Annotated in this window: 21 protein-coding genes and 1 pseudogene; 3 read left to right on the forward strand and 19 right to left on the reverse strand. The window is 60.4% G+C overall.

The annotated features are described in order from the left end of the window. Positions 1-74: 74 nt before the first annotated feature. The 6 genes from gabP to ACM6I0_RS10695 all read right to left on the reverse strand — a co-directional run bounded on the left by gabP (position 75) and on the right by ACM6I0_RS10695 (position 6,797). The gene (gene gabP, locus ACM6I0_RS10670; protein WP_285434967.1) at positions 75-1,484 is read right to left on the reverse strand and encodes a GABA permease; all 1,410 of its coding nucleotides are present in this window, start codon (positions 1,482-1,484) and stop codon (positions 75-77) included. 266 nt (positions 1,485-1,750) lie between these two features. After that, entirely contained in the window at positions 1,751-2,971 is a 1,221-nt protein-coding gene (locus tag ACM6I0_RS10675) for a multidrug effflux MFS transporter (RefSeq protein WP_285434968.1), read from the reverse strand. Continuing rightward, the gene (locus ACM6I0_RS10680) at positions 2,968-3,816 is read right to left on the reverse strand and encodes an alpha/beta fold hydrolase (RefSeq protein ID WP_285434970.1); all 849 of its coding nucleotides are present in this window, start codon (positions 3,814-3,816) and stop codon (positions 2,968-2,970) included. Before ACM6I0_RS10680 ends, ACM6I0_RS10675 begins: the two co-directional genes overlap by 4 nt. Positions 3,817-3,849: 33 nt before the next feature. After that, positions 3,850-5,142: an NAD(P)/FAD-dependent oxidoreductase gene (locus ACM6I0_RS10685; RefSeq protein WP_285434972.1), complete on the reverse strand. Its 1,293-nt coding sequence runs from the start codon at positions 5,140-5,142 to the stop codon at positions 3,850-3,852. A 57-nt stretch (positions 5,143-5,199) separates the two neighbouring features. Then, positions 5,200-5,622, reverse strand: a complete 423-nt coding sequence (locus ACM6I0_RS10690) for a RidA family protein (RefSeq protein ID WP_285434974.1) — start codon at positions 5,620-5,622, stop codon at positions 5,200-5,202. Between the two features lie 35 nt (positions 5,623-5,657). Beyond that, a complete protein-coding gene (locus ACM6I0_RS10695; RefSeq protein WP_285434975.1) occupies positions 5,658-6,797 on the reverse strand; it encodes a tyramine oxidase subunit B in 1,140 nt (379 codons plus the stop codon). 185 nt (positions 6,798-6,982) lie between these two features. Here ACM6I0_RS10695 and ACM6I0_RS10700 point away from each other — a divergent pair, with 185 nt between their 5' ends. Then, positions 6,983-7,810 (forward strand): AraC family transcriptional regulator, encoded by an 828-nt coding sequence (locus ACM6I0_RS10700; RefSeq protein WP_285434977.1) that lies wholly within the window; start codon positions 6,983-6,985, stop codon positions 7,808-7,810. 109 nt (positions 7,811-7,919) lie between these two features. Here ACM6I0_RS10700 and ACM6I0_RS10705 read toward each other — a convergent pair whose 3' ends face one another. The 9 genes from ACM6I0_RS10705 to ACM6I0_RS10745 all read right to left on the reverse strand — a co-directional run bounded on the left by ACM6I0_RS10705 (position 7,920) and on the right by ACM6I0_RS10745 (position 17,383). Then, entirely contained in the window at positions 7,920-8,861 is a 942-nt protein-coding gene (locus ACM6I0_RS10705) for a helix-turn-helix domain-containing protein (RefSeq protein ID WP_285434978.1), read from the reverse strand. A gap of 75 nt (positions 8,862-8,936) precedes the next feature. Continuing rightward, complete coding sequence (locus ACM6I0_RS10710) at positions 8,937-9,716, reverse strand: 2-keto-4-pentenoate hydratase (protein WP_285434980.1); 780 nt, start codon at positions 9,714-9,716, stop codon at positions 8,937-8,939. After that, entirely contained in the window at positions 9,713-11,320 is a 1,608-nt protein-coding gene (locus ACM6I0_RS10715) for a bifunctional 3-(3-hydroxy-phenyl)propionate/3-hydroxycinnamic acid hydroxylase (protein WP_285434982.1), read from the reverse strand. Before ACM6I0_RS10715 ends, ACM6I0_RS10710 begins: the two co-directional genes overlap by 4 nt. 62 nt (positions 11,321-11,382) lie before the next feature. Continuing rightward, positions 11,383-11,985, reverse strand: a complete 603-nt coding sequence (locus ACM6I0_RS10720; RefSeq protein WP_285434984.1) for an amino acid synthesis family protein — start codon at positions 11,983-11,985, stop codon at positions 11,383-11,385. 10 nt (positions 11,986-11,995) lie between these two features. Next, positions 11,996-12,454 carry a VOC family protein gene (locus ACM6I0_RS10725; RefSeq protein WP_018927858.1) on the reverse strand — a complete coding sequence of 153 codons (459 nt, stop codon included), beginning with the start codon at positions 12,452-12,454 and terminating at the stop codon, positions 11,996-11,998. Positions 12,455-12,465: 11 nt separating this feature from the next. Beyond that, positions 12,466-13,506 (reverse strand): YCF48-related protein, encoded by a 1,041-nt coding sequence (locus tag ACM6I0_RS10730; protein ID WP_285434986.1) that lies wholly within the window; start codon positions 13,504-13,506, stop codon positions 12,466-12,468. A 12-nt stretch (positions 13,507-13,518) separates the two neighbouring features. Then, the gene (locus ACM6I0_RS10735; RefSeq protein ID WP_019578593.1) at positions 13,519-14,313 is read right to left on the reverse strand and encodes an SDR family NAD(P)-dependent oxidoreductase; all 795 of its coding nucleotides are present in this window, start codon (positions 14,311-14,313) and stop codon (positions 13,519-13,521) included. A gap of 26 nt (positions 14,314-14,339) precedes the next feature. Continuing rightward, the gene (locus ACM6I0_RS10740) at positions 14,340-15,830 is read right to left on the reverse strand and encodes an aldehyde dehydrogenase family protein (RefSeq protein ID WP_285434988.1); all 1,491 of its coding nucleotides are present in this window, start codon (positions 15,828-15,830) and stop codon (positions 14,340-14,342) included. 11 nt (positions 15,831-15,841) lie between these two features. Then, on the reverse strand, positions 15,842-17,383 hold the full coding sequence (locus ACM6I0_RS10745; RefSeq protein WP_285434990.1) for an acetolactate synthase large subunit: 1,542 nt from the start codon (positions 17,381-17,383) through the stop codon (positions 15,842-15,844). 248 nt (positions 17,384-17,631) lie between these two features. On the opposite strand from ACM6I0_RS10745, the gene ACM6I0_RS10750 reads away from it, so the two are divergent. Then, a complete protein-coding gene (locus tag ACM6I0_RS10750) occupies positions 17,632-18,390 on the forward strand; it encodes an IclR family transcriptional regulator (protein WP_285434991.1) in 759 nt (252 codons plus the stop codon). A 49-nt stretch (positions 18,391-18,439) separates the two neighbouring features. Here ACM6I0_RS10750 and ACM6I0_RS10755 read toward each other — a convergent pair whose 3' ends face one another. The 4 genes from ACM6I0_RS10755 to ACM6I0_RS10770 form a co-directional block, all read right to left on the reverse strand. Then, positions 18,440-19,765 carry a hypothetical protein gene (locus ACM6I0_RS10755; protein WP_285434992.1) on the reverse strand — a complete coding sequence of 442 codons (1,326 nt, stop codon included), beginning with the start codon at positions 19,763-19,765 and terminating at the stop codon, positions 18,440-18,442. Between the two features lie 91 nt (positions 19,766-19,856). Next, positions 19,857-21,206 carry an aminotransferase class III-fold pyridoxal phosphate-dependent enzyme gene (locus ACM6I0_RS10760; protein ID WP_414922226.1) on the reverse strand — a complete coding sequence of 450 codons (1,350 nt, stop codon included), beginning with the start codon at positions 21,204-21,206 and terminating at the stop codon, positions 19,857-19,859. Positions 21,207-21,208: 2 nt separating this feature from the next. After that, complete coding sequence (locus ACM6I0_RS10765) at positions 21,209-22,639, reverse strand: aldehyde dehydrogenase family protein (RefSeq protein WP_414922227.1); 1,431 nt, start codon at positions 22,637-22,639, stop codon at positions 21,209-21,211. Between the two features lie 89 nt (positions 22,640-22,728). Further along, complete coding sequence (locus ACM6I0_RS10770) at positions 22,729-24,177, reverse strand: APC family permease (protein WP_285434996.1); 1,449 nt, start codon at positions 24,175-24,177, stop codon at positions 22,729-22,731. Between the two features lie 345 nt (positions 24,178-24,522). On the opposite strand from ACM6I0_RS10770, the pseudogene ACM6I0_RS10775 reads away from it, so the two are divergent. Beyond that, a pseudogene (locus ACM6I0_RS10775) lies at positions 24,523-25,716 on the forward strand (HAMP domain-containing protein); the annotation flags it as partial. Between the last annotated feature and the right edge of the window lie 122 nt (positions 25,717-25,838).

Genomic DNA, 25,838 nt, shown 5'->3' on the forward strand with positions numbered 1-25,838 from the left:
CGGTAAGGACCCGCGGCGCAGGCGGTGTTAACCGCCCCGCCGCTGCTTGCGCACTGATGAGATCGCAAGCAGATTTACGCTGAACGTTGCGCCGACACCGCCCTCTGTGGTCGCCCATGGTGACGCGTGGTCACAAGGCCGATGAAGGAAATCACCAACGCCAGGCCGATGGTTGAAGACACCTCCAGACGGTGCTCTGGCGTCACCATCATCACCGCCAATGCTGCGCAGATGAAGGCGATGACCAACCAGGTGAGCCATGGAAACAACCACATCTTGAAGGTCAGCGTGACGTTCTGCCGACGCAGAATCCCGCGCATGCGCAATTGCGACACGGCGATAACCAGGTACACCAGCAACGCAATGGCGCCGGAGCTGGCGAGCAGAAACTGGAATAAACCGGCGGGCATGAAATAGCTGAACAAAGTGACACCGGCACCCAGTACCGTGCTGGCAATCACCGCAGCACGCGGCACGCCGGCAGACGACGTGACCTTCATCGGCTTCGGTGCATCACCGCGTTTGCCCAGGGAAAACAACATGCGCGAGGAAATATAGATCGACGAGTTCATGCAGCTGGCCACGGCAATCAACACCACCACATCCACCAGCATCTTGGCGTGCGCAATGTTCATCAGCTCCAGCGCGCGCTGGTAAGAGCCGACAGACGCCAGCAACGGATCATTCCAGGGCACCACGGAAATGACCACGAAAATGGACAGCAAGTAGAACACACCGATGCGCCAGATCACTGAACGTGTGGCTTTGGCGATGTTCTGCGCAGGGTTGCTGGATTCGGCGGCGGCGATGGTCACCGCCTCTGTGCCGATGAAGCTGAACATGATGGTGATGAATGCCCCGACGACCGCTGACAAGCCGTTGGGTGCAAATCCGCCATGTTCTGCCATGAGTCGACTCAAGCCGCTGGCTTGGTGGTCAGGAATCCAACCCATCAACACCGCAAAACCAAGGCCGATGAATCCGATGATTGCCACGACTTTGGCCATCGCAAACCAGAATTCGAACTCGCCATATTTGGACACGCTGAACAGATTGGTCACGACCAGCGCAATGATCGACAGTAACGCAAACAACCAGGTATCGATTTGTGGGAACCACTGGTTCAGTACGTGCCCTGCCGCGAGCGCCTCGATGGGTATCACCAGCACCCAAAACCACCAATAGAGCCAACCGATGGTGAAGCCCGCCCAACGCCCGATGGCCTGGTCGGCGTAAGTTGAGAACGATCCGGTGTCCGGGTTGGCAACCGCCATTTCACCCAGCATGCGCATGACAAATACAACCAACAGGCCGGAGAACAGATAAGCCAGCAATACCGCTGGCCCCGCGGCCGCGATGGCATGGCCGGAGCCAACAAATAAACCCGCGCCAATAATTCCCGCGATAGAAAGCATTGTGACGTGACGCGGTTTGAAACCCTGCGCCAACTGACCGTTCGAATCTTTGGAGTTGAGGCTATCCATTGTTTTTTTTGTTCTCTGGTGATCGACGTTAAAGCGTGCTGACTGAGGGTCAGGCGATCATCATTTTCCTGTTGCCCCTTATGGTAAGCGGCGAACCTCAGCGCTTCTAAGCATTCCCCATCAGTCTTCACAACTGCTCACTGATACGGAATGACGCGCCACCTTACGCGTCTCACCTTCAACGCAAGTAGCCTGAACGCGCCGCCTTCGAGTCTGATTTCGACATGCACCAATGCAGTGGGTCTTTGACGGGAGAAGGTTTGAAGTCAAGGTTGAAGCGGCACACTCACGTCATCGCGCGCAGCGACCGGACTGACAGGCGCGTAGATCGAGATGCCATACGCAACAAGACAACCAAGCCCACAGCTTCCCACCACCAGGCACAGGGGCCATGGCGTGCCATCGGCCAGGCGACTGACCCACAGACTGGCCAGCGCCCCGGTGGCGAATTGCACCGAGATACCCAGGGCGACACTCGCCCCCGCCTGCCTCGGGAACATGCTCATCAGGCTTGCCGTGCAATTGGCCCCAAGCAACCCGGTGACGCCCATGTACAACACCATGCAAAGGACGATGCTCCACAACCCGCCCCACTGCGTGTACCCCGCCACCATCAGTGCCAGCCCAGCCCCGCCGGCCAGCACGGCACCCACACCCAGCATGCGCTGCGGTCCGAAGCGAGTGACCCAGCGGGCATTGATAAAGGTCACCACGATGATGCCGAGGATGTTCAGGCCGAACAGCCAACTGAAGGTACGTGGCGAGACACCGAAGTACACGACGTACACAAAGGGGGCAGCGGTGATAAAAGCGAACATGCCACCAAACGCCAGCGCCATGCACAGGATCAGCGCCACCGCCCGAGGTTGTCGGACGACGCCCGGGTACGCGGCGAACGCGCCCTTCAGCGAGGTGCTGCGCGCCGGTGCCGGAAGGCTTTCGTTGAGCCCCAGGCTCACCATCAGCAGGCATAACCCGCAAAGGATGAACAACGCGGCGAATATCGTGCGCCAGCCGTCGATCAGCACCAGCCACGTACCGATCATTGGCGCGACCAACGTCGCCATCATCGTCAGCAGATGCATCCAGGACAGCACCTTGGCCGCCTGTGCCAGGCCGAACAGGTCTCTGGCGACGGCCCTCGCCAGGACCAGCGCGCCGGCCCCACCAAGGGCCTGGAGAAATCGCCATGCAGTCAGTTGCTCGATGCTGCCGGCAAACAAACAGCCCAGGGTCGCCAGGCCATAGAACATGAGACTGCCCAGCAACAGAGTCCGACGCCCATACCGGTCCGACAGTGGTCCGTAGAACAGCATGCCCAGGCACAGCCCGGCGAGAAAGGCACTGATCGTGTGCTGCACCTGGGTCGTACTGCTCGACAGGTCATTGGCAATTTGCGGAAGACTGGGCAGGTAAGTATCGATGGAAAACGGCACGAAGGCCGTCAGCGATGCCAACAGTGCAATCAGACGTGCCGTGGGTTTCATTGGGCGCGGATCGCAAGGCTCATGAGAAACCCCGAGACCAGCCGGTTGAACACCTCGCCTTGATCGTCATGCACATAGTGACTGGCACCCGCGACCTCCACGGTTTGAACCTGCGGGTTGCTGGCGCTCATCGCCTGCAGCATCGCGGGCGGAAGGAAGTCCGAGCGCCCGCCGCGAATGAACAAGGTCGGGCAATCCAGTGCGTGCACCGCCGGCCACAGGTCTGTCGGCTCGATACTCAGGCGCGCTTGCGCAATGCCCTGCTGATCGTGGCGCCAGGTGATCACGCCCTCGCTCTCTTTCATCGAATGAGCGAGCCGTGATGCCAGGCCCTGCTCCGACAACCCCGGACGCGAAGCCTGCCAGAATGCGCGGGCCGCTTCCCAGTTTTCGAACTGCAAGGGTGTCTGGCTCATCTCGCGGCGAATGCGCGCGGCGCCGTCGCCCTGGGTTGAAGAGCCGGGACCAATGTCCTCGATCATCAAGCCCATCAGCCGTCCCGGGTTTTGCCGCGCATATTCAAGAGCGTTGGCGCCGCCTAATGAGTGCCCCAGCAACACAAAACGCGATAGGCCAACATGGGCGACCAGGTCTTCAAGGTCCTCGACATACGACTGCGTGTGGTAACTGTCAGGCGAGGCCCAGTCACTCAGTCCTCGACCGCGCTGGTCAAGGGCATAGATGCAGTAGCCCGCACCCAGAGATTGCACCAGCGATTCCCAGGTTTGTGCGTAGGCCCGCAAACCATGCAATAGCACCAGGGGCACGCCGGTCGATTCGCCCCAGCGCAAAAAGTGCAGGCGCAAGCCCGAACGGTTGGTAAAGAAACAGCTGTCAGATGGCATCGGTGGTTTCCTTAATGCGTGGCTTCGACCGACCTAGAAACGATCGAACCGATAAGGGCTTGGATCAATGATCGGCGTATGACCGCTGACAAGATCCGCTGCGAGGTGACCGGCCGCCGGCGACGTGCCGAAACCGTGCCCCGAGAAGCCGGTGGCGACGGTCAGCCCCGGAATCTGGGCGACCGGCCCAATGACCGGATTGGAATCGGGCGTGACGTCGATAGTGCCTGCCCAGGCCTGGGCGATCCGCGCGTGTTCAAAGACCGGCCAGGCGGCAATGAGGTTGTTCATTGCGTCGTTATTGAGCCGCGGGTTGGCGGCCGGGTCCTGCACCCTGACGCGTTCGAACGGGCTGACGCTGTCGGATTGCCAACGTCGGGCAAGCGCCAGGTCATTAAAAAAAGGTTTGCCCAATGTCACGTTCAGGACGCTGCGTTGGGCCCGGAACTGCGGCATATATTGCTTGGCAAGCAACAGGTGATCGAGTGTCAGGAAGGCATCCAGTTTGCCGCGCTGGGTAATGATGTAGCCGCCGTCCTTGTGCTTGCGAAACGAAAAGTCAGGTGCGCCGACCGCAATTTCCGTCGGCCCTTCCATTGAGTGAGTGCGCAGCACCGAACAGGTCAAAGGCAAGGTCGGCAACGACACACCGAGGTTGCCCAGAAAGCGCCGAGACCACATCCCCCCTGCAAGCAGCACATGATCACAACGAATCTCACCTTTCTCCGTGACCACGCCACTGACCACCCCGGCGGACATCTGCAGCGTCCGGACCGCGCACTGCTCGATGATTACCACCCCCCTGTCCAGGGCGGCCTTGGCGATAGCGCTGCTTGCCAGCGTCGGTTCGGCACGGGCATCGGATGGCGTAAAGATGCCACCAGCCCAGTCACCCACGCCGCCTGGCACCAGCTCGCCAATTTCGCGTTTGCTGAGCATCCGCGAATCCAGTGACAAATGCTCCACCGACTTGAGCCATCCCTCATGCATTGCCATCTGCGCTGGGGTGCGGCCCACGAACATGATGCCCTCCTGGCGATACCCGACATCCGCCCCTACCCGCTCAGGCATCTTCGCCCACAAGCGGTCCGCGGCGAGGGCCAGGGGAATATCGGCCGCGTGGCGGCTGGTCTTGCGTACCCAGCCCAGGTTGCGTGACGACTGCTCACCGGCGATATGGCCTTTTTCCAGCACCACCACCGAGATATTGCGTTCGGCCAATGTCAATGCAGCGGTCAGGCCGATAATCCCGCCGCCAATGATGACGACGGAGGTTGTAGAGGGAAACGCGGTAGACGTTTTCACGGGCGCTATAGTCGGTGCCATGATCAAGACTCGGTCAGCGAATGAGGTAAGCCACGCCAGCGCGTGGCCGCGTGACGATCACTGCAACAGTCGAATGACTTCGACGTGTGCCTTCGACGCGTTGCGATACGCCGTCACTTCCAGCTCAACCTTGTAGACCGTCGACCCCAAGGGTGGACAGGTGACGGTGCTGGCCGGGTCAATGCCGCGAAACTTTTCACCGATCAGGGTCATCACGTCCGCTACGTCATTGGGGTCCTGGATAAACACCCGCGAACACACCACATCAGCCAGGGTCGCATCGACCGCTGCGAGCGCTGCCTCAATGTTGGCAAATACTTGATGCGTCTGTTCGAGGATGTCTTGCGGAATCAGCTTGGTCTTCGGGTTGCGGCCAGCGGTGTTGGACACGTAGATCCAGTTGTCCACGACCACCAGGCGCGAATAGCTGGCCTGGTCTTCAAACGGGGAGCCGGTCTTGAGCTTGATGATGTTTGTCATGTGCAATGCCTCTTTAAAAACAAGTGATGGATGGCTTAACGCAGAACCGGGGTTTCCCACAGGTTCAAGGTCACGCCGATGCCTTTTTCGATGGCGTTGCGGTACACCACCGTGCCCCAGGCCACGTCTTCCACGGGCATGCCGCCCACTGACATGATGATGATTTCTTCATCGTTCTTACGGCCTGGCGCAGCCCCGGCGATGATCTTGCCGATGTCCTCGACTTCATCGAGCTGCATCTTTCCTTCGGCAATCATGTCCATGAAGCGCACGCCAATGACCGGCACGCAGTGATGCGCAGGCTTGGGCAGTTCTTCAAACCACGCTTGGTAGAGACCGGTGTTGTCCAGCACCTTGCGTACGTCGCGCCGCTCCATCCCGTCGTCAAGCGAGCAAGAGGCCGGCATCGCCAGGAAGGCACCCGGCTTGACCCATTCGCGCTTCACGATTGGGTAGGTCGTGGGATCGCCCACCTCACCGGAGCTACAATAAGTAACAAGGTCCGAGTCGCGGACCACCGCTTCAAGACTGTCGACCACTTCGATCGTGGTCACTTGCGGGTAGGTGTCTTTGACCCAGGCGATAAAGTCATCGAGGCTCTTCTGGCCTCGACCTTTGATCTTTAGTGTGTCGATATGCGGGCATACCGCGATGAATGCCGCCAATGTGGTCTTGCCCATCACCCCTGGGCCGAGCAGGCCGACGACTTTCGAGTCCTTGCGTGCCAGGTGGCGCGCGCCCACGCCGGGAATCGCACCGGTGCGATAGGCGGACAGCAGGTTGGCCGACATATGGGCCAGCGGTGCGCCGGTGTCGGGGTCATTCAAGGTAAACATCAGAATGGAGCGCGGCAGGCCTTTTTCGCGGTTGGCGATATTGGAGCCGTACCACTTCACGCCTGCGGTGCAAAAGCTGCCGCCCAGGTAGGCAGGCATGGCCATCATGCGCCGATCAGCCGTGGGCTTGGGCATGTTCGGGAAAGGTGAATCCTGCGGAAAGATCACCATCGCGCCATGGGAGTCATTGTTCGGCCCGGCCATGCGATAGTCACCGGCATAGAGCAGGCCGAACATCTCCTCCATGGTATTCACGCACGCCGGCATGTCGGTCACGCCCGCGCGGATCATGTCCTGCTCGGAGAGGTAGATGAAGTCGATTTTTGTAGTTGTAGACATAGTTGTTCTCGGGCTGAAGGTGAGATCGCTGCGGTAGGCACAGCTCCACGCTGTCGACGTCGAGTATCAGGGCGCGTTTTTCGGCGGTATTGTAAATTTCGGACATGCCCGGTTAGCCGTCGCGCAATACTTGGCGTGGTTAATGCGTGATATCTTTCGTATCGCTGCTTATCGAAGGTGCAACCATGATCAAACAGTTCGCGCCGACTCCCCGGCACCACACTGCGAACGAACAGCCCTGGTTCGTGCTCAACTCTTCACGGTATTCGGTCATGCCTTCAGAGCACCCGGCGATCTCGCATTTCTATGCCTTCGACGTGGCTCAATCGGCCAATCTGCTGGCCGTGCCGGATGGTTGCGTGGACATTGTTTTCGACTGTGATGCAACACGCCCCAGCGCGCGGATCTGTGGCACGCCGCTGGCTGCCCAAGCGGTCGAGCTACACCAGAACCATCACTACTTTGGCGTGCGTTTTTCACCGGGCGTCATTCCCGGATTTATCAATGTGCTGGCCGAAGAATTGACCGAACGGGAACTCGACCTTCTGGAGGTCTCGGGGTTTGCCCAACGCATCTTCGAAAGCATCGTTCAAGCTCCGCTGCTGAGTGATCAGATGCGGCTGTTCAACGACTACCTTGCCCCTCGCCTGATGGGTAAAACGTCGACACTCACGGCGATGGTCATTCAGCAGGCGCTGCGCCACCGCGGTGATATTCGTATTCAGCAACTGGAAGACCTCAGCGGGTACACCAGTCGCACGCTGCATCGACAGTTCAGCCAGGACACCGGCATGTCACCCAAGACCTTTTGCCGAATCATCCGTTGCCAGGCGGCTCTGGACACTCTCAATACCCAACACGACGTATCGTTTTCGGAGCTGGCCCTCGACCTCGGCTTTTCCGATCAATCGCACTTCCTGCGCGACTTCAAGAAACTGGTTAGTACAACGCCCTGCGACTATCAACGCAAAATGGTCCAAAACGCCTATAGCGACCGCATCAACTACGCCTGACCCGCCCTTTCAGCTTCGCGTAGCGAAACCAACAATGTCATGAGCGCTTGAATATCAGCCTGAAAAAGGAAATCGGGTGGGAGAAAAGCGTCGACCGCACATGTGGTCTTTAGCGCATTGCCCTGAGCGTTTCGGAGGGTGACTCGCCAAACAATTGCCGGTAATGCGAGGCAAAGTGGCTCAGATGGAAAAAGCCCATTGCCATCGCGATGTCACCGATGTTGTGAGTGCACGCAGAGGTTGTGATCAAGCGCCGGCGCACCGCGTTGAGGCGCAGATTGCGCAGGTATTCGACCGGACGCATCCCGGTCACCGCCTGAAAACTGTTTTGCAGGGTCCGGCGACTCACCCGCAGGTGTTCGCACAGGTCGAGAATGCTCAGTGGCGTATCACCACTGGCATCGATCAACTCCTGGCAGCGCTTGACCAGATAGGCGCTCACGGCGAAATTACCGCGACGACAACGCACCTCATCGGTGGCGTGACTGAACAAATCGAGGAACGCACCGAGCAGTTCTTCCTCGAGCATTTTCTCGGTGGTGGAGTTGATAGCGTCCGTCTGCTCCAAAAGGTGACGAAACAAGGGGTGAATACGCTGGCGTATTCGCAGCAGCAACGCGTCATCGACGCTGAGTTGGGACGTGGTCTTCAGGCGCTTGAGTTGATCGCCAGACAATTCGAAGGCCGCCAGTTTGGCGAAGCGCACCGCGTCGACATTGAGCGCAAAGAAGTGCATGCCTTCAGGCGCGTGCAACACAAACTCCTCGCCGTCCCGCAACAACACCACACTGTGAGTGCCCACCTGTTGCCCCTGCACCACTGGCGGGCAGCCTAACGACATGGCCGCGCACAGTCGACCTTTCGGCGCATAACCGCGCTGCACCACGCGTTTATCCAGCACTTCCTGGAAGATTTGAAAGCGGTCGGCGGACAACTGCCGCAGCTCGCTCGTCAGACAGCCACGGCCAAGTTGGTCATACACTTGCTGCCAGCCCTGGATGGAGCCGGCGTGTTGTTGAGGGTCATTAAAGGTTCGAACTTCAGCGAGCATGGTCGTCGTTCCTCGGTGGCCCCGTTTTTTTATTGGCCTGAAAGGGACTCAGTCATCCGTGACCGCAGCTATCGTTCACACAGGGGCGGCGTGCGCGGTGAAACCCAAAGCCAGTTCCGTGCCAAGCATGCGCAGGCGGTAGGTGGCAGGCTGGATATTCATTGGCGGCAACAGCGCCCCGGACAGCACGATTTGCCCAGCCTCGACAGGTTGACCGTCGGCCAGCAGACGCCGAATCAGCCAGCACAGGTTGGCCGCAGGGCTGTCCTCCCGATCGCGTGTATCACCGTTGCCGCAGAGCTCGCCGTCGCACTCCAGACGATACTCCACGTTGACGTGGTGTACGGGATCGAACGGGATGCGCGGCCCGAGACAATAAAGCCCCGCCGCCGCGTTATCGGCCAGAAAAGCACCTACCCCGAAAGCCCAGCCCTGCCAACGACAGTCTGCGATCTCGAACGCGGGCGCCACGTCGCTGATGGCTGCCAGAATATCCTCGTCACGGTAGTCCCCCGGCAGCAGGGTACGCCCCAGCACAAATGCCAATTCGATCTCAAGCTTGGGCTGGATCAACCGCGAGAGCGCCACCGTCGTCTGCGGCTCGACGATCATGGTATCCGTCAGGGCGCCATACACCGGTTCGTCAAGACCAAAGCGTTTTTGCGCGGCGCTGCCGGCGAAGGCGACCTTCCACCCGCTCAGTTGCTCGCCTGCGACCTGGCGTCGGTCCAGCGCCTGACGCTGCAGCGCATACCCGGCAAGCCGACCTATCGCCTCGGGAGCCAATGGTGCAATGGCTTGCGCCGTGCGCGTCGCCTGATGCAACTGGCTCAGTAGCGCGTGTCCACTGCTCATGACAGTTGCTCCGCCAGCTTGCGCAGTACGCTATCAAGCCTCTCGGGTGTGGTAATGGCGGCCACAAAGCGGTCCGGCCGCACCACGACGATGCAGTCACGCACTTTGGAGAACCATTCACCCAGGCGATTATCCACGTCTTCCACGCTGATGGCGTCCAAGGCCGTCAACGGCTGGCCACGTCCGATGCCACTGCGCGAACGATTGACCTGAATAAAACGCATGTCCCAGCGCGCCCAATAAGCGGCCATGTCCTCGCTGAGTGGCTCGCGCGGGTTCACCCGATACCCAAGCACCGCATAGGAATTGCCCAGCACCTCATCCAGGCGACGACGCTGTCCCTGAGCGTCTTCGATATGTGGTTGGACAAATAGCTGTCCGACCAGATCGTCCTCGCGCAACTCGGCACGCTCGTGATGAACCAAACCCTTGGTGATGGTGGCCTTGGGTTTGAACTTGAACTCCAGCAGGTGCGAGCGCAGGTTGTCGACAGTGTTGACCGCCTGGAACAGCCAGTCACGCACGCCGGCCATCAGCGGGTTGGTCAACCCCAGCACGGCGCCCATGTTGTCAGCCAGGCCCACCAGTTCGGTAGCATGCCCACGGCGTTCCTGATCGTAGCTGACGAGGATCGAAGGCGAGGCGCGCCCCTGGATGATCGCCGCCAGTTTCCAGGCCACGTTGGCCACGTCCCGCAGTCCGGAATTGAGGCCCTGCCCGGCCCAGGGTGGAGAAATATGCGCGGCATCGCCCACCAGCGCCACACGCCCTTCGACGAACCGCACGGCGACCCGGGAGTGGTGGGTATAGGCGCGGATGCGGATGATGTTCAACTGATCGACCGCGTTGCCGATATGCCCACGGATCAAGTCGCGAATAGTGCCCTCGTCACACATCTTCGCCTCATCTTCGCCCTCCAGGAGCATGAACTCCCAGCGGCGTTGCTGGTACGGCAGATAGATGCACACGAAGGGCCGTTGCGGGTCGGCATGCAGTGCAGTGTAAGGCGCATCAAGGGTGTCATTGGCCGTATCGACCACCACCCATTTGCGTGCATGTGTCAGCCCCGACAGCTCGATGCCAAGCTTTTTACGCACAGTGGAGCGTCCGCCATCGGCGCCGATCACATAGTCAGCCCGCAGTTGATACGTATCGCCCTGAGCATCGCGCACCTGCAATGTCACGCCCTGCCCGTCCTGCTCAAGTTCGAGCATTTCATGGCCCTGGCGCAACACTACGCTGTCACGCTGCCCCAGGGTTTCGCGCAACGTGCCCTCCAGCAACTGCTGCATGAAAATATTGCGCATTGGCCAGCCGTAATGGGCGGTACTCGGCTTGACCTCAGCGAAGCACACACCGCGAGCGTTGTAATAGCGCAACGGCACATCGCAGATCATGTCGCGCACTGCGAGATCGGCGATGCCGATCCCCTGGAGTACGCGCAGTGCTTCATCATCCATCCCCACTGCACGCGGGTAAGGCAGTACGCCGTCGGCAAGTTCAAGGACGACGCAGTCGATACCGTACATCCCCATATAATGCGCGGCTGTGATCCCGTTAGGGCCGCCGCCGACTATGACAACCTGGGTCTTCTCCTGCTTCATCGCTATTCACCGCTTTCTTGTTGTGTTTTTAATCCGACGCCGCTAAAGCCATACGCCTGAAATCAGTGCAGCCCATCAATACCTTTAACGTCCGCTGCCTGCAGGCCGCCCAGTCGCGCATGCAAGCGCCCACGCGTGGCGAAGGCCCAGATCACGATGACCTCATCCGGTGCAGGGCCATCGCCAAACATCAAGGAGATACTGTCGTAATGGGAGCGTACATAAAGCGCATCCTTGTGGGCCAACGGCACATCAATGGTGGAACCCGGGCCACCCCGTTTGCCGGTGGACGGCACCCAGGATTTGCCCCCGCCCAACGCCAGGCGCACCGGATCGGCAGCCGGATTGGTCAGGAACGCATTGCCGTGCTCGTACTCACCCTGGCTGCCCACCATGCACGCTTTACCGTAGCTGACGATATCCCGCGAGCCGGCCAGCGCCTGAATACGCCGACCGAACTCTTCGCCCAACAACGGCGACGGTTCTATCAGTTCGGTCAGCGATTCGCTGTAGCGACCGGCATAGGGGTTGGCGATCACGGCGGCGACGGCATATTTGTACAGCGGCTCGCCATCGGCCAATTGGCCGCTTTCGTTGGCCAGGGTTTCTTCGACAAAGCTGTACCACTTGCGGATGTGATACGAAGCGAAATTTGCGGTTTTCATCAGGGTTGCCTCAAAGCGGGTCTAGTGGATCCAGATTGAAATGTCGACTTGGTGCGCCAGCGGCCTTGAACCGGGCCTTGCCGCGCGCATCGTCGTGTTCGGTCTCAAGGAAAAACTCCATGCGATTACCGTCAGGGTCGTTGAAATACACACCATGGCCGATTTCGTGATCGGTGATCTTCACCACCTCGACACCCTTGCCCAGCAACATGCCGTAGAGCTGGCGCAAGGTGGTCATGTCCCCGGCGATTTCCAATCCATAGTGTTGCAACCCCAGCCCGCCCTGATGGGCGCCGGGCTCTGCACGAAGCAAGGCGATGTCGTGATGTTTGGTGCCAAACGCCATCATGACCCAGCTTTCGCCCCGGGCACTTTCATGCATGCCCAGGATGTCGGCGTACCAGCGTGCCGACACATCAGGATCACTTACCGAGAGCGATAAGTGTGTACGAAGGATTTCGACTTTCATCGCCTGATACCTCAGCTTTTTTTGACCACGGATTGATGCCCTGCCTTGATCTGAGCCACTGCGGGGGTCCAGAGCACGTCAGCGATCTCACTGAATTCGCGCCACTGTTTCTGCCAGCCATCACCGCCATTGTCGGAGGTGAACAAATGCCCATACTTGGTTCCCGCAACGATCTGCCGCGGATTTTGCGGGTTGAAGGCAATGGCCCAGACGCAGGAATTGGGTTGTTGCGACAGGGGCAACACTTCCCAGCTGAGCGCGGCATCACGGGACACCAGGATCTTGCTGGTGGTACCGGGCGTGCCATCGGAAATGCTCAGGTACAGGTCGCTTTGCGTGCCCAACGGTGCGTTCATGGCGCGCATGTAATACAGGCCGAACACTTCTCGACCGATAATGCCGGTCCAGGTCAGCCCTTCATCCAGGCTGCGGTAGACGGCGTTGACGCAGACCACCACGATGACTTTCTGGCCATGATTGGGCAGAACCAGAATGTTGTGGACATCCGAGTTGTAGTCCCACAGCAGCCGATCATCGACGCGCGTCCAAGTGTCCCCACCGTCACGGGAATGGAATAACCCACCCTCTTCAAGACCGAACCATAGCTGGTTGCGATCAGTCGGGTCATAGGCGAAAGCCAGCAACCGTGGGCGGCTGACCCCGTCGCAGAACTCAGGAATCTCCACCGGCGCACGATCCCAACTGATACCACCGTCCAGCGTCCGCCACAGCACGGCACGCGAAGGCGCACCGGTGCCGACGAAAATCCGTTTCGCGTCCTGCGGATCGACGGCGACTTTCCAGACCGTCTGCCCGTTGAACGGCGAATCGACCCGCTGCCAATGGCCGCCGGTATCGCGACTGACACACAAACCAACGTCCGTGCCAGCGTAAATCACCTCAGGCTCGCCGGGGTGTACGCTCAAGGATCGAGTGATTGCGTCGAACTCCAGATCCTGGCCCAGGCCCAGGCGATGCCAGGTCCGACCCTCGTCGGCGCTGCGGATCACCGCCTGCCCTACCGTGGCCACTAACAGGGTTCCGTTACTCATCGCTGGTGCTCCTCAGATGTAGATACCGCGGGTCAAACCGCCGTCGATGCCGATGGATTCTCCAGTCACCGCGCCTGCCTTTGGCGAAGCCAGGAAACCAATCAGCCAGCCCATTTCAATCGGTGCCAGGGTGCGGCGAATCGGCGTCGCGTCGATGTAGGCCTGCTCAACCTGTTCCGAGGTCTTGCCTTGCTTGACCGCTTCGCGCTCGTACAGCTCCTGGATGTGCGGGGTGTCGACCACACCGGGGTGAATCAGGTTGACCGTGATGCCCGAAGGGCCCAACTGGTCGGAGAGGGTTTTGGTCATGTGGGCGATCGCCAGGTTGCGCATCCCCGAGAGGACTTTGCTGCTGCGCCCGGTGAGACCGCCGATGTTGATGATGCGACCGAAGCCGCCCGCCTTCATATGCGGGGTCACGGCCTTGGCGCAACGGAAGTAGCCGATCACCTTGGTGTTGAGGTCCGACAGCAGCTCGTCATCGCCGGCATGTTCGATGTCATTGCGCACCACCCCGGACGGCGCTGCGGCACCGTTGACCAGGATGTCGATGCGGCCGAAGTGTTTGTGCGCGGCTTCGACCATGTCCGACACGGCCGACATCTGATTGGTGTCACAGTACAGCGGCAGCACTTCGTTGCCGGTCTGAGCCGTGATCTCTTCGGCAGCCTGTTGGAGAAACTCCATGCGGCGTGCGCAGATCACCACCTTGCAGCCCTCTTCGGACAGAAAACGTGCGACTTCCTTGCCGATACCCATACCGCCGCCGGTGACGATGGCCACGCGACCTTTCAATTCCAGATCCATAGCATTTCCTCTTGTGATTATTCAGTTCAGGCCAGATCGACGAAGACGCTCTTGGTCTCGGTGTAGGCATCGATCACGTTTTTACCCATTTCCCGGCCCCAGCCGGATTGCTTGTAGCCGCCGAACGGCGAAGCCGCGTCGACCACGTTCCAGCAATTGATCCAGACCGAGCCTGCCTTGAGCTGCGCCGCCACGCGGTGCGCCGAGCGCAGGTCGCGGGTCCACAGGCCTGCCGCGAGGCCATAAGGCGAATCGTTGGCGCGCAGCACCAGGTCGTCGATTTCGGTCCAGCTCATGACGGTCAGCACCGGACCGAAGATCTCTTCGCGGGCGACGCAGGCACGCTCGGCGCGATCAAGGAACACGCTGGGCGCAATGAAGTGACCGCGTTCCAGGTGGTCGGGACGACCGCCACCGCAGATCAGTTCGGCGCCCTCCTCCTGGCCGCGTTGCAGGTAGCCTTTGACCGTGTTCAATTGGCGACCCGATACGAGTGGGCCCATGCTGGTGGCCGGGTCCAAACCATTGCCGAGCACGTGGGCGGTGGCATGTCGCTCAAGTTCTTCGAGCACCTGATCGAGCACACTGGCGTGTACGTATAAACGTGAAGCAGCCGTGCACACCTGGCCCTGATTGTAGAAGATGCCGTCGGCGGCCCCCTTGGCAGCGCGCACGATATCGGCGTCCGGCAAGATGATGTTCGGCGACTTGCCGCCCAGTTCCAGCGAGACCTTTTTCATGTTGCTGGTGGCCGCCTGAGCGATCAGCCGACCGACATGGGTCGAGCCGGTGAAGGCGATCTTGTCCACGTCAGGGTGCTGAGCCAGCGGCCCGCCCGTTTCAGCGCCAAGGCCGGTGATCAGGTTGACCACTCCCGCTGGAAACCCGGCGGCTTCGATCAACTGCACCAGTCGAATGGCGACCAGCGGCGTTTGCTCGGCGGGCTTGAGCACCGCGACACAGCCTGTCGCCAACGCCGGGCCAAGCTTCCACACGCACATGTTCAACGGGAAGTTCCACGGTACGATCAGCGCGCACACACCCACCGGTTCACGCAAGGTGTAGTTGAGCATCGGCGCACCGCTGGCCGGCGATACAGGCAGCGTGCTGCCTTCGATCTTGGTCGGCCAGCCAGCGAAGTAGCGAATAATGGTCGCCGCGCTGGCCGCCTCCCCTCGAGCGGCTGAGATGGGTTTGCCGTTCTCCAGCGTGATCAACTGCGCCAGCTCCTCGCGGTGCTGATCCAGCAGGTCCGCCAGCCGGAACAGCAGCAGGCCACGCTGGGCGGGAGACTGCAGTGCCCAGGCGCCGTTGAACGCGACGCGGGCTGCCGCAACGGCCGCATCCACATCGCGCGCGTCGCCTTGGGCCACTTCCGTCAGGGTCTCTTCAGTCGCCGGGTTTTCCACGGCAAACCGTCGACCAGCGGCGGCGTCCTGCCAACTGCCACCGATAAACAGGCGTCCGGGCTGAGACAAAAAATTTTGCACAGCGGGTAGCACTTCAAACTGATTCATCATCGACTCCTTCACAACGCCATTTCGATCAGGCAAGGACCGCTGTCGGCATTGGCATTGGCCAGCGCCTGTTGCAGTTCGGCATTGGTGTGCACCGTGCAGGCCGGAACGCCGTAACCCTTGGCCAGAGCCTTCCAGTCAATTCGTGGGCTATCGAGCACCGTCAGGCGCAGGGCTTCAGGCCCCATTTCAGTCATGCCGAAGCGGCGCAGTTCGTTCTGCAAAATGGCATAGCGATGGTTGGCGGCAATCAGGATGACCACCGGTAACTGCTCGCGAGCGATGCTCCACAGGGTTTGAATGGTGTACTGGGCACTGCCGTCGGATTGCAGGCAGAACACGCGATTGCCCCGCTCCGCCAGTGCGGCACCGAACCCCACCGGAATGCCCTGGCCAATCGCGCCACCGGTATTGGTCAACACCCGGTGCCGCGCGGCACCCGCGGAGGCGGTGAAAAATGGATAGCCGCAGGTGCCGCCTTCCACAGAAACGATGCAGTCGTGCGGCAACGATGCGGCCAACACCTGGCCGATGGACTGAGGGGTGAGCTCGGCATGACCGGGCGGCAGTTCAATGCCCAACGGCGTCGGCACGTAAGCCGGCGCATTGAGGGCATCGGCCAGCGCTGTCAGCGCGCCGGCTACATCGTCGCCGACGTCGGCCAACGCCAGCAGACGCTCGCGCTCGGCGAGGCGCGACGGAATGCCTTCGTAGCCGAAATAACTGATGGGCTCCGGCACTCCGGCACACACGACCTGGTCGTACTGCTCAAGGATTTCAATGGCCACTTCCGGGAAATACGGCAGGCGATCCAGGTTCGGCAAACCACCGCCACGGTAGCTGAGCCGTGGAAAGGTCTCGGCAAACATGCGCACGCCCGGCAGTTGGGCCAGACGCCCCGCTGCTTCCAGACCGGCGACCGACAACCCCTCATCGCCGACGATAAACACCAGGCGTTGCCCATCGCGCAGTGCCTGCGCCACCGTCTCGACCCGGTCACCGGCAAAGCGGCGAACCGGCGCCCGCATCGGGGCGAACACACCGTTGTGCGTCACTGCACTGGCTTGCAGGTCCATGGGCAGAATCAGGCTGGCGATCTGTCCTTTGGCCTGCCAGGCCGCCCGTACTGCTTCCTGCAAATCTTCGCCAATACCCGACGCCGTGCGCGAGGTGCGCACCCAACCGGAAACAGTCCCGGCCAAGGCCTGGATGTCACTGGCCAGCGGCGGATCGTAGTTGACATGCCAGGACGCGTGATCGCCGATCACGTTGACGATGGGGGTATTGGCACGACGCGCGTTGTGCAGGTTGGCGATGCCGTTGGCAAACCCTGGGCCCAAGTGCGTCAGGGTCATCGCTGGCTTGCCGGCAATCCGGCCATACCCATCCGCCGCCCCCGTGCACACCCCTTCGAACAACGACAACACCGGCTTCAGTGCTGGTGCGCTGGCCATGGCCGCCACCAATGGAATTTCGGTGGTTCCGGGGTTGGCGAAGCAGTATTCGATACCGCTTGCCGCTGCCGCATTCACTATCAGTTGCGCACCATTCATTTTCAGCCCTCTTGCTTGAGCATTTGCAGTGGTGAGATTTATCGCACGGCAAAACTCAATTAACAAGCATTTAAATCACATTAATCTCATGAAATGAGATTTACGCGATTTAAATCGACCAAGAAAGGCTTCCGAGATTGCGTTTTTCTCTCACTGAGGTAGTGTTGCGCCAGCGCTTGGCGTTCTTGCGGGATGCCTGGTCTACGCCGGGACGAAGCACGCGCCCTCCCCCCGTCTTTAGGAACAAAATGAGCAGCCTGAGCAAATTGCTGAGTGTCCTGGACCTGTTCGGTCCACAGACATTGAAGATCGACCCCGACACCATTGCCGAGCGCATGGGCCTGTCACGCGCGACCGTGTACCGCTACGTCAAGGATTTGTGCGACGCCGGCCTGCTGACCCGCGTGGATGCCGGCAACTACGGCCTGGGGCCGCGTGTCATCGAACTGGACTGGATGATGCGTCAGTACGACCCGATCCTCATTGCCGGACGAGAGTTGATGCACGAGCTGTCCGCGCAAACCGGCCTGGCCGTGTTTGCGAGCGTTTTTTATGACGGTCGCATCATCAACACCTACATCGCCGAACCCACCGACACCTACCACTTCGCGTTCGGGCGCGGGCAACCCCTGCCGTTTTTTCGCGGCGCGCAATCCAAGGTATTGATCGCCTTTCAGAAAGGTCGCCGCTTGCAGCGCTTGTTCGAAGAACATATGGCCAACGACCCAGACAGTCCTTATGACTGGGCAGAATTCTCCAAAGCCGCGAAAAAAATCCGCAAGGACGGTTACTGCCTCACCCACGATGAACTCAACCTGGGCCTGACCGGCATCGCCGCCCCCATCATCCAGGCAGACATCGACGAAGTGGTCGGCAGCCTGTCCGCTGTCGGCAGCACTCAAAGCTTCAAGCTGCTGCGTCAGGAAACCGTGATCGAAATGGTCATGGACACCACTCGGCGCATTGCCGAAAACATGCGTAATCAGTCGAACACCACCGCGCCCTAACCTATGGATAAGCCGCCGGTCCCTTACCGTGGACCCGGCGGATGTGTGGTCAGAACGGAACGGCCACCGACAATTGACTGTACACGTTGGTGCCATTGCCGCTCACTTGATTGCCTCCCGTGGTTGAGTCCTGATCGGGTTTGTAGAGGCCAATCAGCGGGGTAACGATCAAGTGCGGGTTAACTGCCCACTCGGCGTAGACATCCAGTTCGCGGGCATTGAGGTTCAGCGCATTGCTTTTACGCACCGTGTCGAAATCGAAATACAGCGCGCCCAAGGTCAGGTTCTCCAGCGGCGCGGCCTTCAATCCAACGTGCTGAATGCTGGTGTTGCTGTTGAACGGCCCGGCGTAGTTGCCGGCGACTTCCCCCTGAAACCAGGTGCCGTAGCCCATGCTCAAGCCAGTGAACAGCGGATCCCATTTCTGTGAATAGCGGGTATAGCGATAGGTCACCTTGGGCGCCCAGGCGGTATCGGCGAAGGTGTAGCCCGCTTCGCCATACCAGGCTTTCTCAGGCCCTGCGTCCTTGTCCTGCCAAGCGTATTCGAACGCCAGGCTGACGTTCTTGATGCCCGCATCGCCTTCACCTCGAACGCTGTAGACGTTCATGCCTTTGCGCTGGCGTTGAAGGTCGCTGGCCCATTGATCGTTCACGTCAATGCCATGTATCCAGGTCAATCCGATCGTACCCGGCTGGGTGGTGTAATCCAGGGTACCGGCGGCCAATTCGGTTTCGGCCTGGACACGGTTGTCGGATTTAAGCCACAGCAGACTGCCGTGCAGGCCGTCTTGGCCACCCAGGCGCAAAAGCGCGGTTTGATCGAACGCATGCCGTGCCGCCAGGTAATAAGCGCCCCCACGGTTCATCGTGCCATTGGCCGGGCCCTTGCCCAGGTTCAGTCCGTCATCGTTGATCAGGAACCCTCGGCCCAGCTTGACCACCTGGCGCCCACCGGAAATATCGACCCCATCCTTGCCCAATGCAGGAAACAGGTCACCGGAGCGCCAGCCCAGGTAGGCGTCTTCGATCTTTGTTGTGCGCTCGGTCCCCAGTGAATTGCCGCCTGGGTCGCCGTCGCCCCACGTGGCGGAGCTGACCAGCGCGAAAGCCCCATACGCGGTGCCATTACCTGCCAAGGCCTGGTCGCCGCTCAATCCGTACTTGATGAAACCTTCGCGCCAGGTAGACCCTCCCGACGTGCCGTCGTAGTTCTTGCGACTGTTGAACTGGCCGAACACGGCCGTCATGTCTGCGTTGAGGTGACGGCTCTCATCACTGTACAACTCATAGGCCAGGGCCTGATTGCTGGCGCAAAGCGCCAATGTGCACATAAGCGTGCTACCGAACACTGGACGACGTGATGGATACCGCATGGCTCAAACTCCTTGTGATGCGCCTTTAAAAAGCTGTCTCAGGTATGGGCGTGACACCGGTGCAGACGGGCTGCACCGGTGTCGCGAGGGACTAGCGGCAGGTGACAAGTGCCGCTTCAAGCGCAGAGACAATCAGGCCAGCCTCGTCCGACGTCAGGGTCAACGGCGGCGAGAGAATGATCTTGTTGCCTATCGGTCGTACCAGCACGCCGGCGCGCCGCACTTCGTCAGCGATGCGCAACGGTTGGCCGCCTGCAGGGTCGAGCGGTTGGCGCGTGGCTTTGTCGGCGACCAGTTCCACGGCAATCATCAAGCCCTTGCCGCGCACCTCGCCCACGATGTCGAAACGTTCGGTCAACGGTTGGAGATGCTCAAGCAATTGCGCGCCGACCCTGGCAGCGTTGCCCGGCAGATCTTCGGCTTCGACAATATCGAGTACCGCCAGGGCGGCCGCACACGCGGTCGGGTGCCCGCTGTAGGTGTAGCCGTGCATGATCATGCTGCTGAAGCCAGGGCCGTTCTCGATCCCATCGACAATACGTTGGTTGAACAGCGTGGCACCCATCGGGATATAACCGGCAGTGATGCCTTTGGCCAGACACAGGATGTCCGGCGCAACGCCCCAGCCGCGACTGCCGAGCATGCAGCCCGAGCGGCCGAAGCCGGTGACCACTTCGTCGGCGATCAACAGGATGCCGTGGCGATCACACACCTCACGCAGGCGCGGCCAGTAGTCGGCTGGCGGTACGATCACCCCGCCGGCGCCTTGCACTGGTTCGGCGATCAATGCCGCAATGGTCTGCGCACCCAGCAACGCGATCTGATCCTCCAGCTGACGAATACAGTGCGCGGTCAGCGCTTCGGGGTCGCGGCAATCCCAGGGATTGCGATACAACCAGGGCGTGTCGAGCAAATGGCAGCCCGCCAACAGTTGGCCGTGGTTGTAGTGGTAAACCCCATTCCCTCCCACCGATGTGCCGCCCATGTGCACACCGTGATAACCGTTACGCAGAGACAGGAAACGCGTACGCCCCGGATCGCCGCTGGCGATCCAGTATTGGCGCGCCATTTTCAGCGCGGTCTCCACCGCATCGGAGCCGCCGGAGCTGAACAGCACCCGCGTCATTCGCTCCTGGGCGAACATGGCGGTCAACCGTTCGGCCAGATCAAACACCCGAGGGTGGGCAATGCCGTCGAAGGTCTGGTAATACGCCAGCTCGTCCAATTGCGCGGCGATGGCGGCCTTGACGCTGGCGCGGTTGTGCCCAATGTTGACGTTCCATAGACCGCCCACACCATCAAGCATGCGATGGCCGTCGATGTCGGTGATGTAGTTGCCGTCACCACGGGCGATGATCAAGGTTTTTGAGCGATGCGCCGAGGTGCTGGAGCTCATGGGGTGCCAGAATTTCTTCTCGGCCGTCTTGTATTTTTCGTACATGGTCATGCTCCTTGTTCAGCATCACGTTTACGGACAAACAGCAGTTGCTGGCCAGTGAACTCCAGCAGCCCCTCAAGGCCGAACTCGACGCCGAACCCGGACATCTTGCTGCCGCCAAACGGCGTGTTCGGCTGGATCTGTGCGTGGCAGTTGACCCAGGCAACGCCGCTCTCCAGACGGCTGGCCAATGCCTGGGCCTGCTCGACATCCGGCCCCCAGACCGATCCGCCCAGCCCCATGTCGCCGGCATTGGCGCGTCGCAGCACATCCTCGACATCGCGGTACGCGATCAACGGCAACACGGGACCAAACTGTTCTTCGTCGACCAGGCGCTGGCCATCTGTCACGTCCGCGACCAGGGTCGGCGGGTAAAAGAAGCCGGGGCGATCCAGACGCGCGCCGCCGCACAGCACGCGTGCGCCTTGTGCCCGCGCGTCAGCAACCAGCGCGTCGACAAGCTCCAATTGCTCAAGGTTTTGCACCGGACCAAAGGTGACGCCAGCTTCCAGGCCATCGCCCACCACTTGGCGCGTCGCAATCAGGGTCAGCGCATCAGCAAAGGCCTGGTACTGCGATTCGTGGATATACAGACGCTTGAGGGCCGCGCAGGTCTGGCCCATGTTGAGAAACGCTGCCTGGAAAATCTCCTCGACCACGGCCTCAATCGGCGTACCTGGTAAAACGATTGCCGCGTCGTTACCGCCCAGCTCCAGGGTCAGGCGCTTGAGGTTGGTGGCGGCGCCGCGCATCACGCTTTGTCCGGTGGCGGTCGAGCCGGTAAATACAATCTTCTGAATGCCCGGGTGCGAAGTGATTGCGCTGCCGAAACCGTGCTCGCCCGTCAGGCAATTGATCACGCCATGCGGCACATGGCGGGCAATGATTTCCACCAGGCGCAAGGTGCTCAGCGGAGTCAGGCTCGACGGTTTGCTGATCACACAGTTGCCGGCTCGCAGCGCCGGCATGATGTGCCAGACGGCGATCATGAACGGCCAGTTCCACGGGGTGATAGACGCCACCACACCCAAAGGCTTACGATGCAACTCGATCCGTTGAGTCGGGGTGTCTTCCACCAGCTCGACGGCAATTTCCTGCCCGGCCGCATAGCGGGTCCAGGCAGCGGAGCCCATGACTTCAGAGAACGCCAACTCCAAGGGTTTGCCTTGTTCTTGCACAATCAGACGGGCCAGTGTCTCGGCCTCCCGCTCAATATCCGCCGCGACCGCCAACAGGCGCTCGCAACGGTCTGCGTGAGTGCTGTGGCGCCAGCTTTTGAATGCCGCCTGAGCAGCGTCAACCGCTTGGTCGAGTTGCGCCAGCGAGCCGGCGGGACATTGGGCGAATGCAGCACCGGTGGCCGGGTTGATCACGTCGAACCGGCCCTGTTCACCGGCGACCTGAACCCCATTGATGAGCATCTTGTAGTTGTGCATTTGAAACCTTCCTTTCACACGCTGACGCGCCATGCCAAGCGATGGCAGGCTTGAGTTATCTGGTTAGTCGAGCTGTAACGAGTGCGGCCTTAAAGCTTGTGGCTGCCCAAGGCGAGAAACCGTTGCGGGGAGATCTTGCGCAATCTCGCGGCAAGAAAGACGCCAATGATCAGGGCCATGGGAATGATGGCGCAGAGTCCGTAGGACAACAGCTGGCTAGCCCCGGTCAGCACGTCGAAATGCACCACCGCCAGTACCAGTACGAGCACTAACGCCAGGGAGGAAAAAACCGGCAGGATGCGCCCGCGCCAGATTCCGACGTTCAGTTCGGGATGACGGTGAAAGTAGACACAGACCGCTACCGAAGTCAGCGCCATCAGTAAAATGACGCAAAGGGTGGCGAGGTTGGAGAACCAGGCGAACAGTTGCAGGATCGGGTCCGCATCCAATGCAGCAAAAATCAGCACCACCACGGCGGCAATCAGGCTCTGCAATGCCGAGCCCATATGCGGGCTCTGATGCACGCGGTGCGTGGTGCCCAACAGACTGTGCAACAGGCCGTCACGACCGATGGCGTAAAAATAACGCGCCGCGGCGTTATGAAAGGCCAGCAGGCCGGCATAGATACTGACCATGAACAGCACGCGAATGATCTGGGTCAGGTGCGGCCCGACAAAGTGATCGGACATGCCGTAGATAAATGTCGTGGGATCCTGCAAGGCCTGCAGCATCGGCACGATCTTGTCCGCGCCTACACCCACCACCATCGACCACACCGACAACGCATAGAACCCGCCGATCAGCAGCACCGAGCTGTAGGTGGCAATCGGAATGGTACGTTTAGGGTTGATGGCTTCTTCACCGTAAATGGTGGTGGCCTCAAAGCCGATGAATGCCGCGAAGCAAAACAGCAGGCCGATGGACGGGGTACCGCCGAGCACGTGGGCGCGGTCGAACGCATCAAGGTTGATGCCGCTGTCGCCGCCGGATTTGAGGATGGCAAAATCCAGGATCAGAATCGCCAGGTACTCGGCGATCACCACCACCGACAGCACCCGCGCCGACAGGTCAATCTTGCGATAGCCCAGAATCGCAATGCTCGCCATCGCCATCAGCGAGTAGGACCACCACGGCAACACCAGGCCGAATACGCTTTCCATGGTGCCGCTGACGACCCCACCGAACATGCCATACAAACCGACCTGAAGAATGTTATAGGCAAACATCGCCAACACCCCGGCCGCGCCGCCTGCCAGGCCACCCAGACCCCGTGAAGTGAACGCATAAAAGCCGCCCGCATTGGTCAGGTGCCGGGACATGGTGGTGTAGCCCACCGAGAACGCGAGCAGCACCAGTAACGCCAGGATCAGCAATGCCGGGGTACCGGCACCGTTACCCAACATGATGCCAATCGGGAAGCCACCGGCGATCACACTTAACGGGCTCGCCGCCGACACCACGAAGAAGATGATGAAGCCGACACCCAGGGCGCCACGCTTGAGCTCCGTGGAGCTATTGACCGAGATAGATACACTCATGCTTGTTGACCTTATTGTATGAGGCAGTCGCTGTTGGGGTGGCCCGATCGAATTCCATCGGCACCGATTAGCGTTTTGTTTTAGTTGCGCGCTGAGTTCGATCCTATGCCCGCCCCTGAACCGCTCGCTATCCCAAATCGGTAGCATCCGAGGCGCCGCCCCAAAACAGGTCGATGCGGCACTGCCAACCCCATAGCCATTGCCGATTTGGGATAACCGCTTGGCCGCCCCTCCCCGCATGCTAGCGTCACCCGCTCTATACCCAGATGCCGGCACCGATAATAAAAAGCGAGGGCCTGCACCTCAGCCCATCGCAGCCAAAGCCCTCTGCAGGAAACCTCAGTCATGCGCTTAGCTCACCTAACCATTCAATGGCGGATCACACTCCTGAGCGGACTGTGCCTGCTGGCTGTCGTCGGCGCGCTGGTAGGCGCCTCGGTGTACCAGAATCAACAAAGCGCAAAATTTCTGAAGGCGCAGAGCAGTCAGTTGCTCGGGCAGGCCGCCGTGGACCGATTGCAAGCCCAGGCCGCTGCCCATGGCCAACAGGTCGAACGCTTTTTCAACGAAACGGCGCTGTATGGCGAAGGGTTCGCGCAACAGGTTTTGCAACTGCGTGATCAAACGCTCAATGGACGGCTCACGCCTGGGCAATTGCGTGAAGCGCTGGTCAGCGTGACCCGTCAGACACTGCTCAAACGCGAAAAAGTGCTCGGCCTGTACGTCATCCTTCTGCCTGATGCGTTGGCGGGCGCAGACGCCGATTTTGTCGGGCAGCGTGCACTGGCGGGCAACGAAAAAGGCCGCTTTGCGCTGTATTGGTCACAGAGCCAGCCGGGACAATTGGTCCAGGACGTGCTCACCGAGGCGCAAATCTTCACCGACACTGCGCCGCCCGGCAGTGAACCGACAAACGTCTGGTACACCTGCCCTCAAGCGCAACGGCGTACGTGTGTGGTGGAGCCCTACACCAGTGAGGTGGAAGGAAAAAAAGTCCTGATGAGCAGCGTCTCCATCCCTCTGATCGCCAACGGCAAGGTCCTCGGCGTGGTTGGCATGGACATTGGCCTCGACACGCTGCAAAAGCTGGCTGCCGACCTCGGCCAGGACCTGTATCAAGGCAACAGCCAAGTAGCCATTGTGTCGCCCACCGGCCAGGTGGCGGGACGCAGCGGCGAAGTCTCGGGAAACACCCTCGATATACGCCAGGCGCTGCAAACCGTGGCCGGCAATCCACTCTGGCAACTGGAGATCAAGGTTCCCCAAGCCCTGGTGCAGGCACCCGCTCAGCAAATGCAAAGCGAACTGGACGACAAAAGCCGCGAGGCCAACTGGCTCAACCTTGGCCTGGGCGTACTGGCGAGCAGCCTGGGCATGTTGCTGATCTGGCTGGCCGCCTACGGGGTGACACGCCCGCTGCTGAAGGTAGCGAGTCTGCTCGATGCCATCGTCGAAGGCGATGGAGACCTCACCCAACGCCTGCCCGTGGGGCGACACGATGAATTGGGCCAGTTGGCCAATGGGTTCAACCGTTTCCTGGACAAGTTGCAGCCGATTATTCGCGACATTCAAGCCGCCTCCCTCGATACCCGCAACAGCGCCAATACGTCGTCGGGAATTGCCCGGGAAGTCAGCGCGGGGATGCAGCGCCAGTACCGCGA

This window comes from Pseudomonas sp. IT-P294 (assembly GCF_949767865.1).
In the GTDB taxonomy this organism is placed as follows: Bacteria; Pseudomonadota; Gammaproteobacteria; order Pseudomonadales; family Pseudomonadaceae; genus Aquipseudomonas.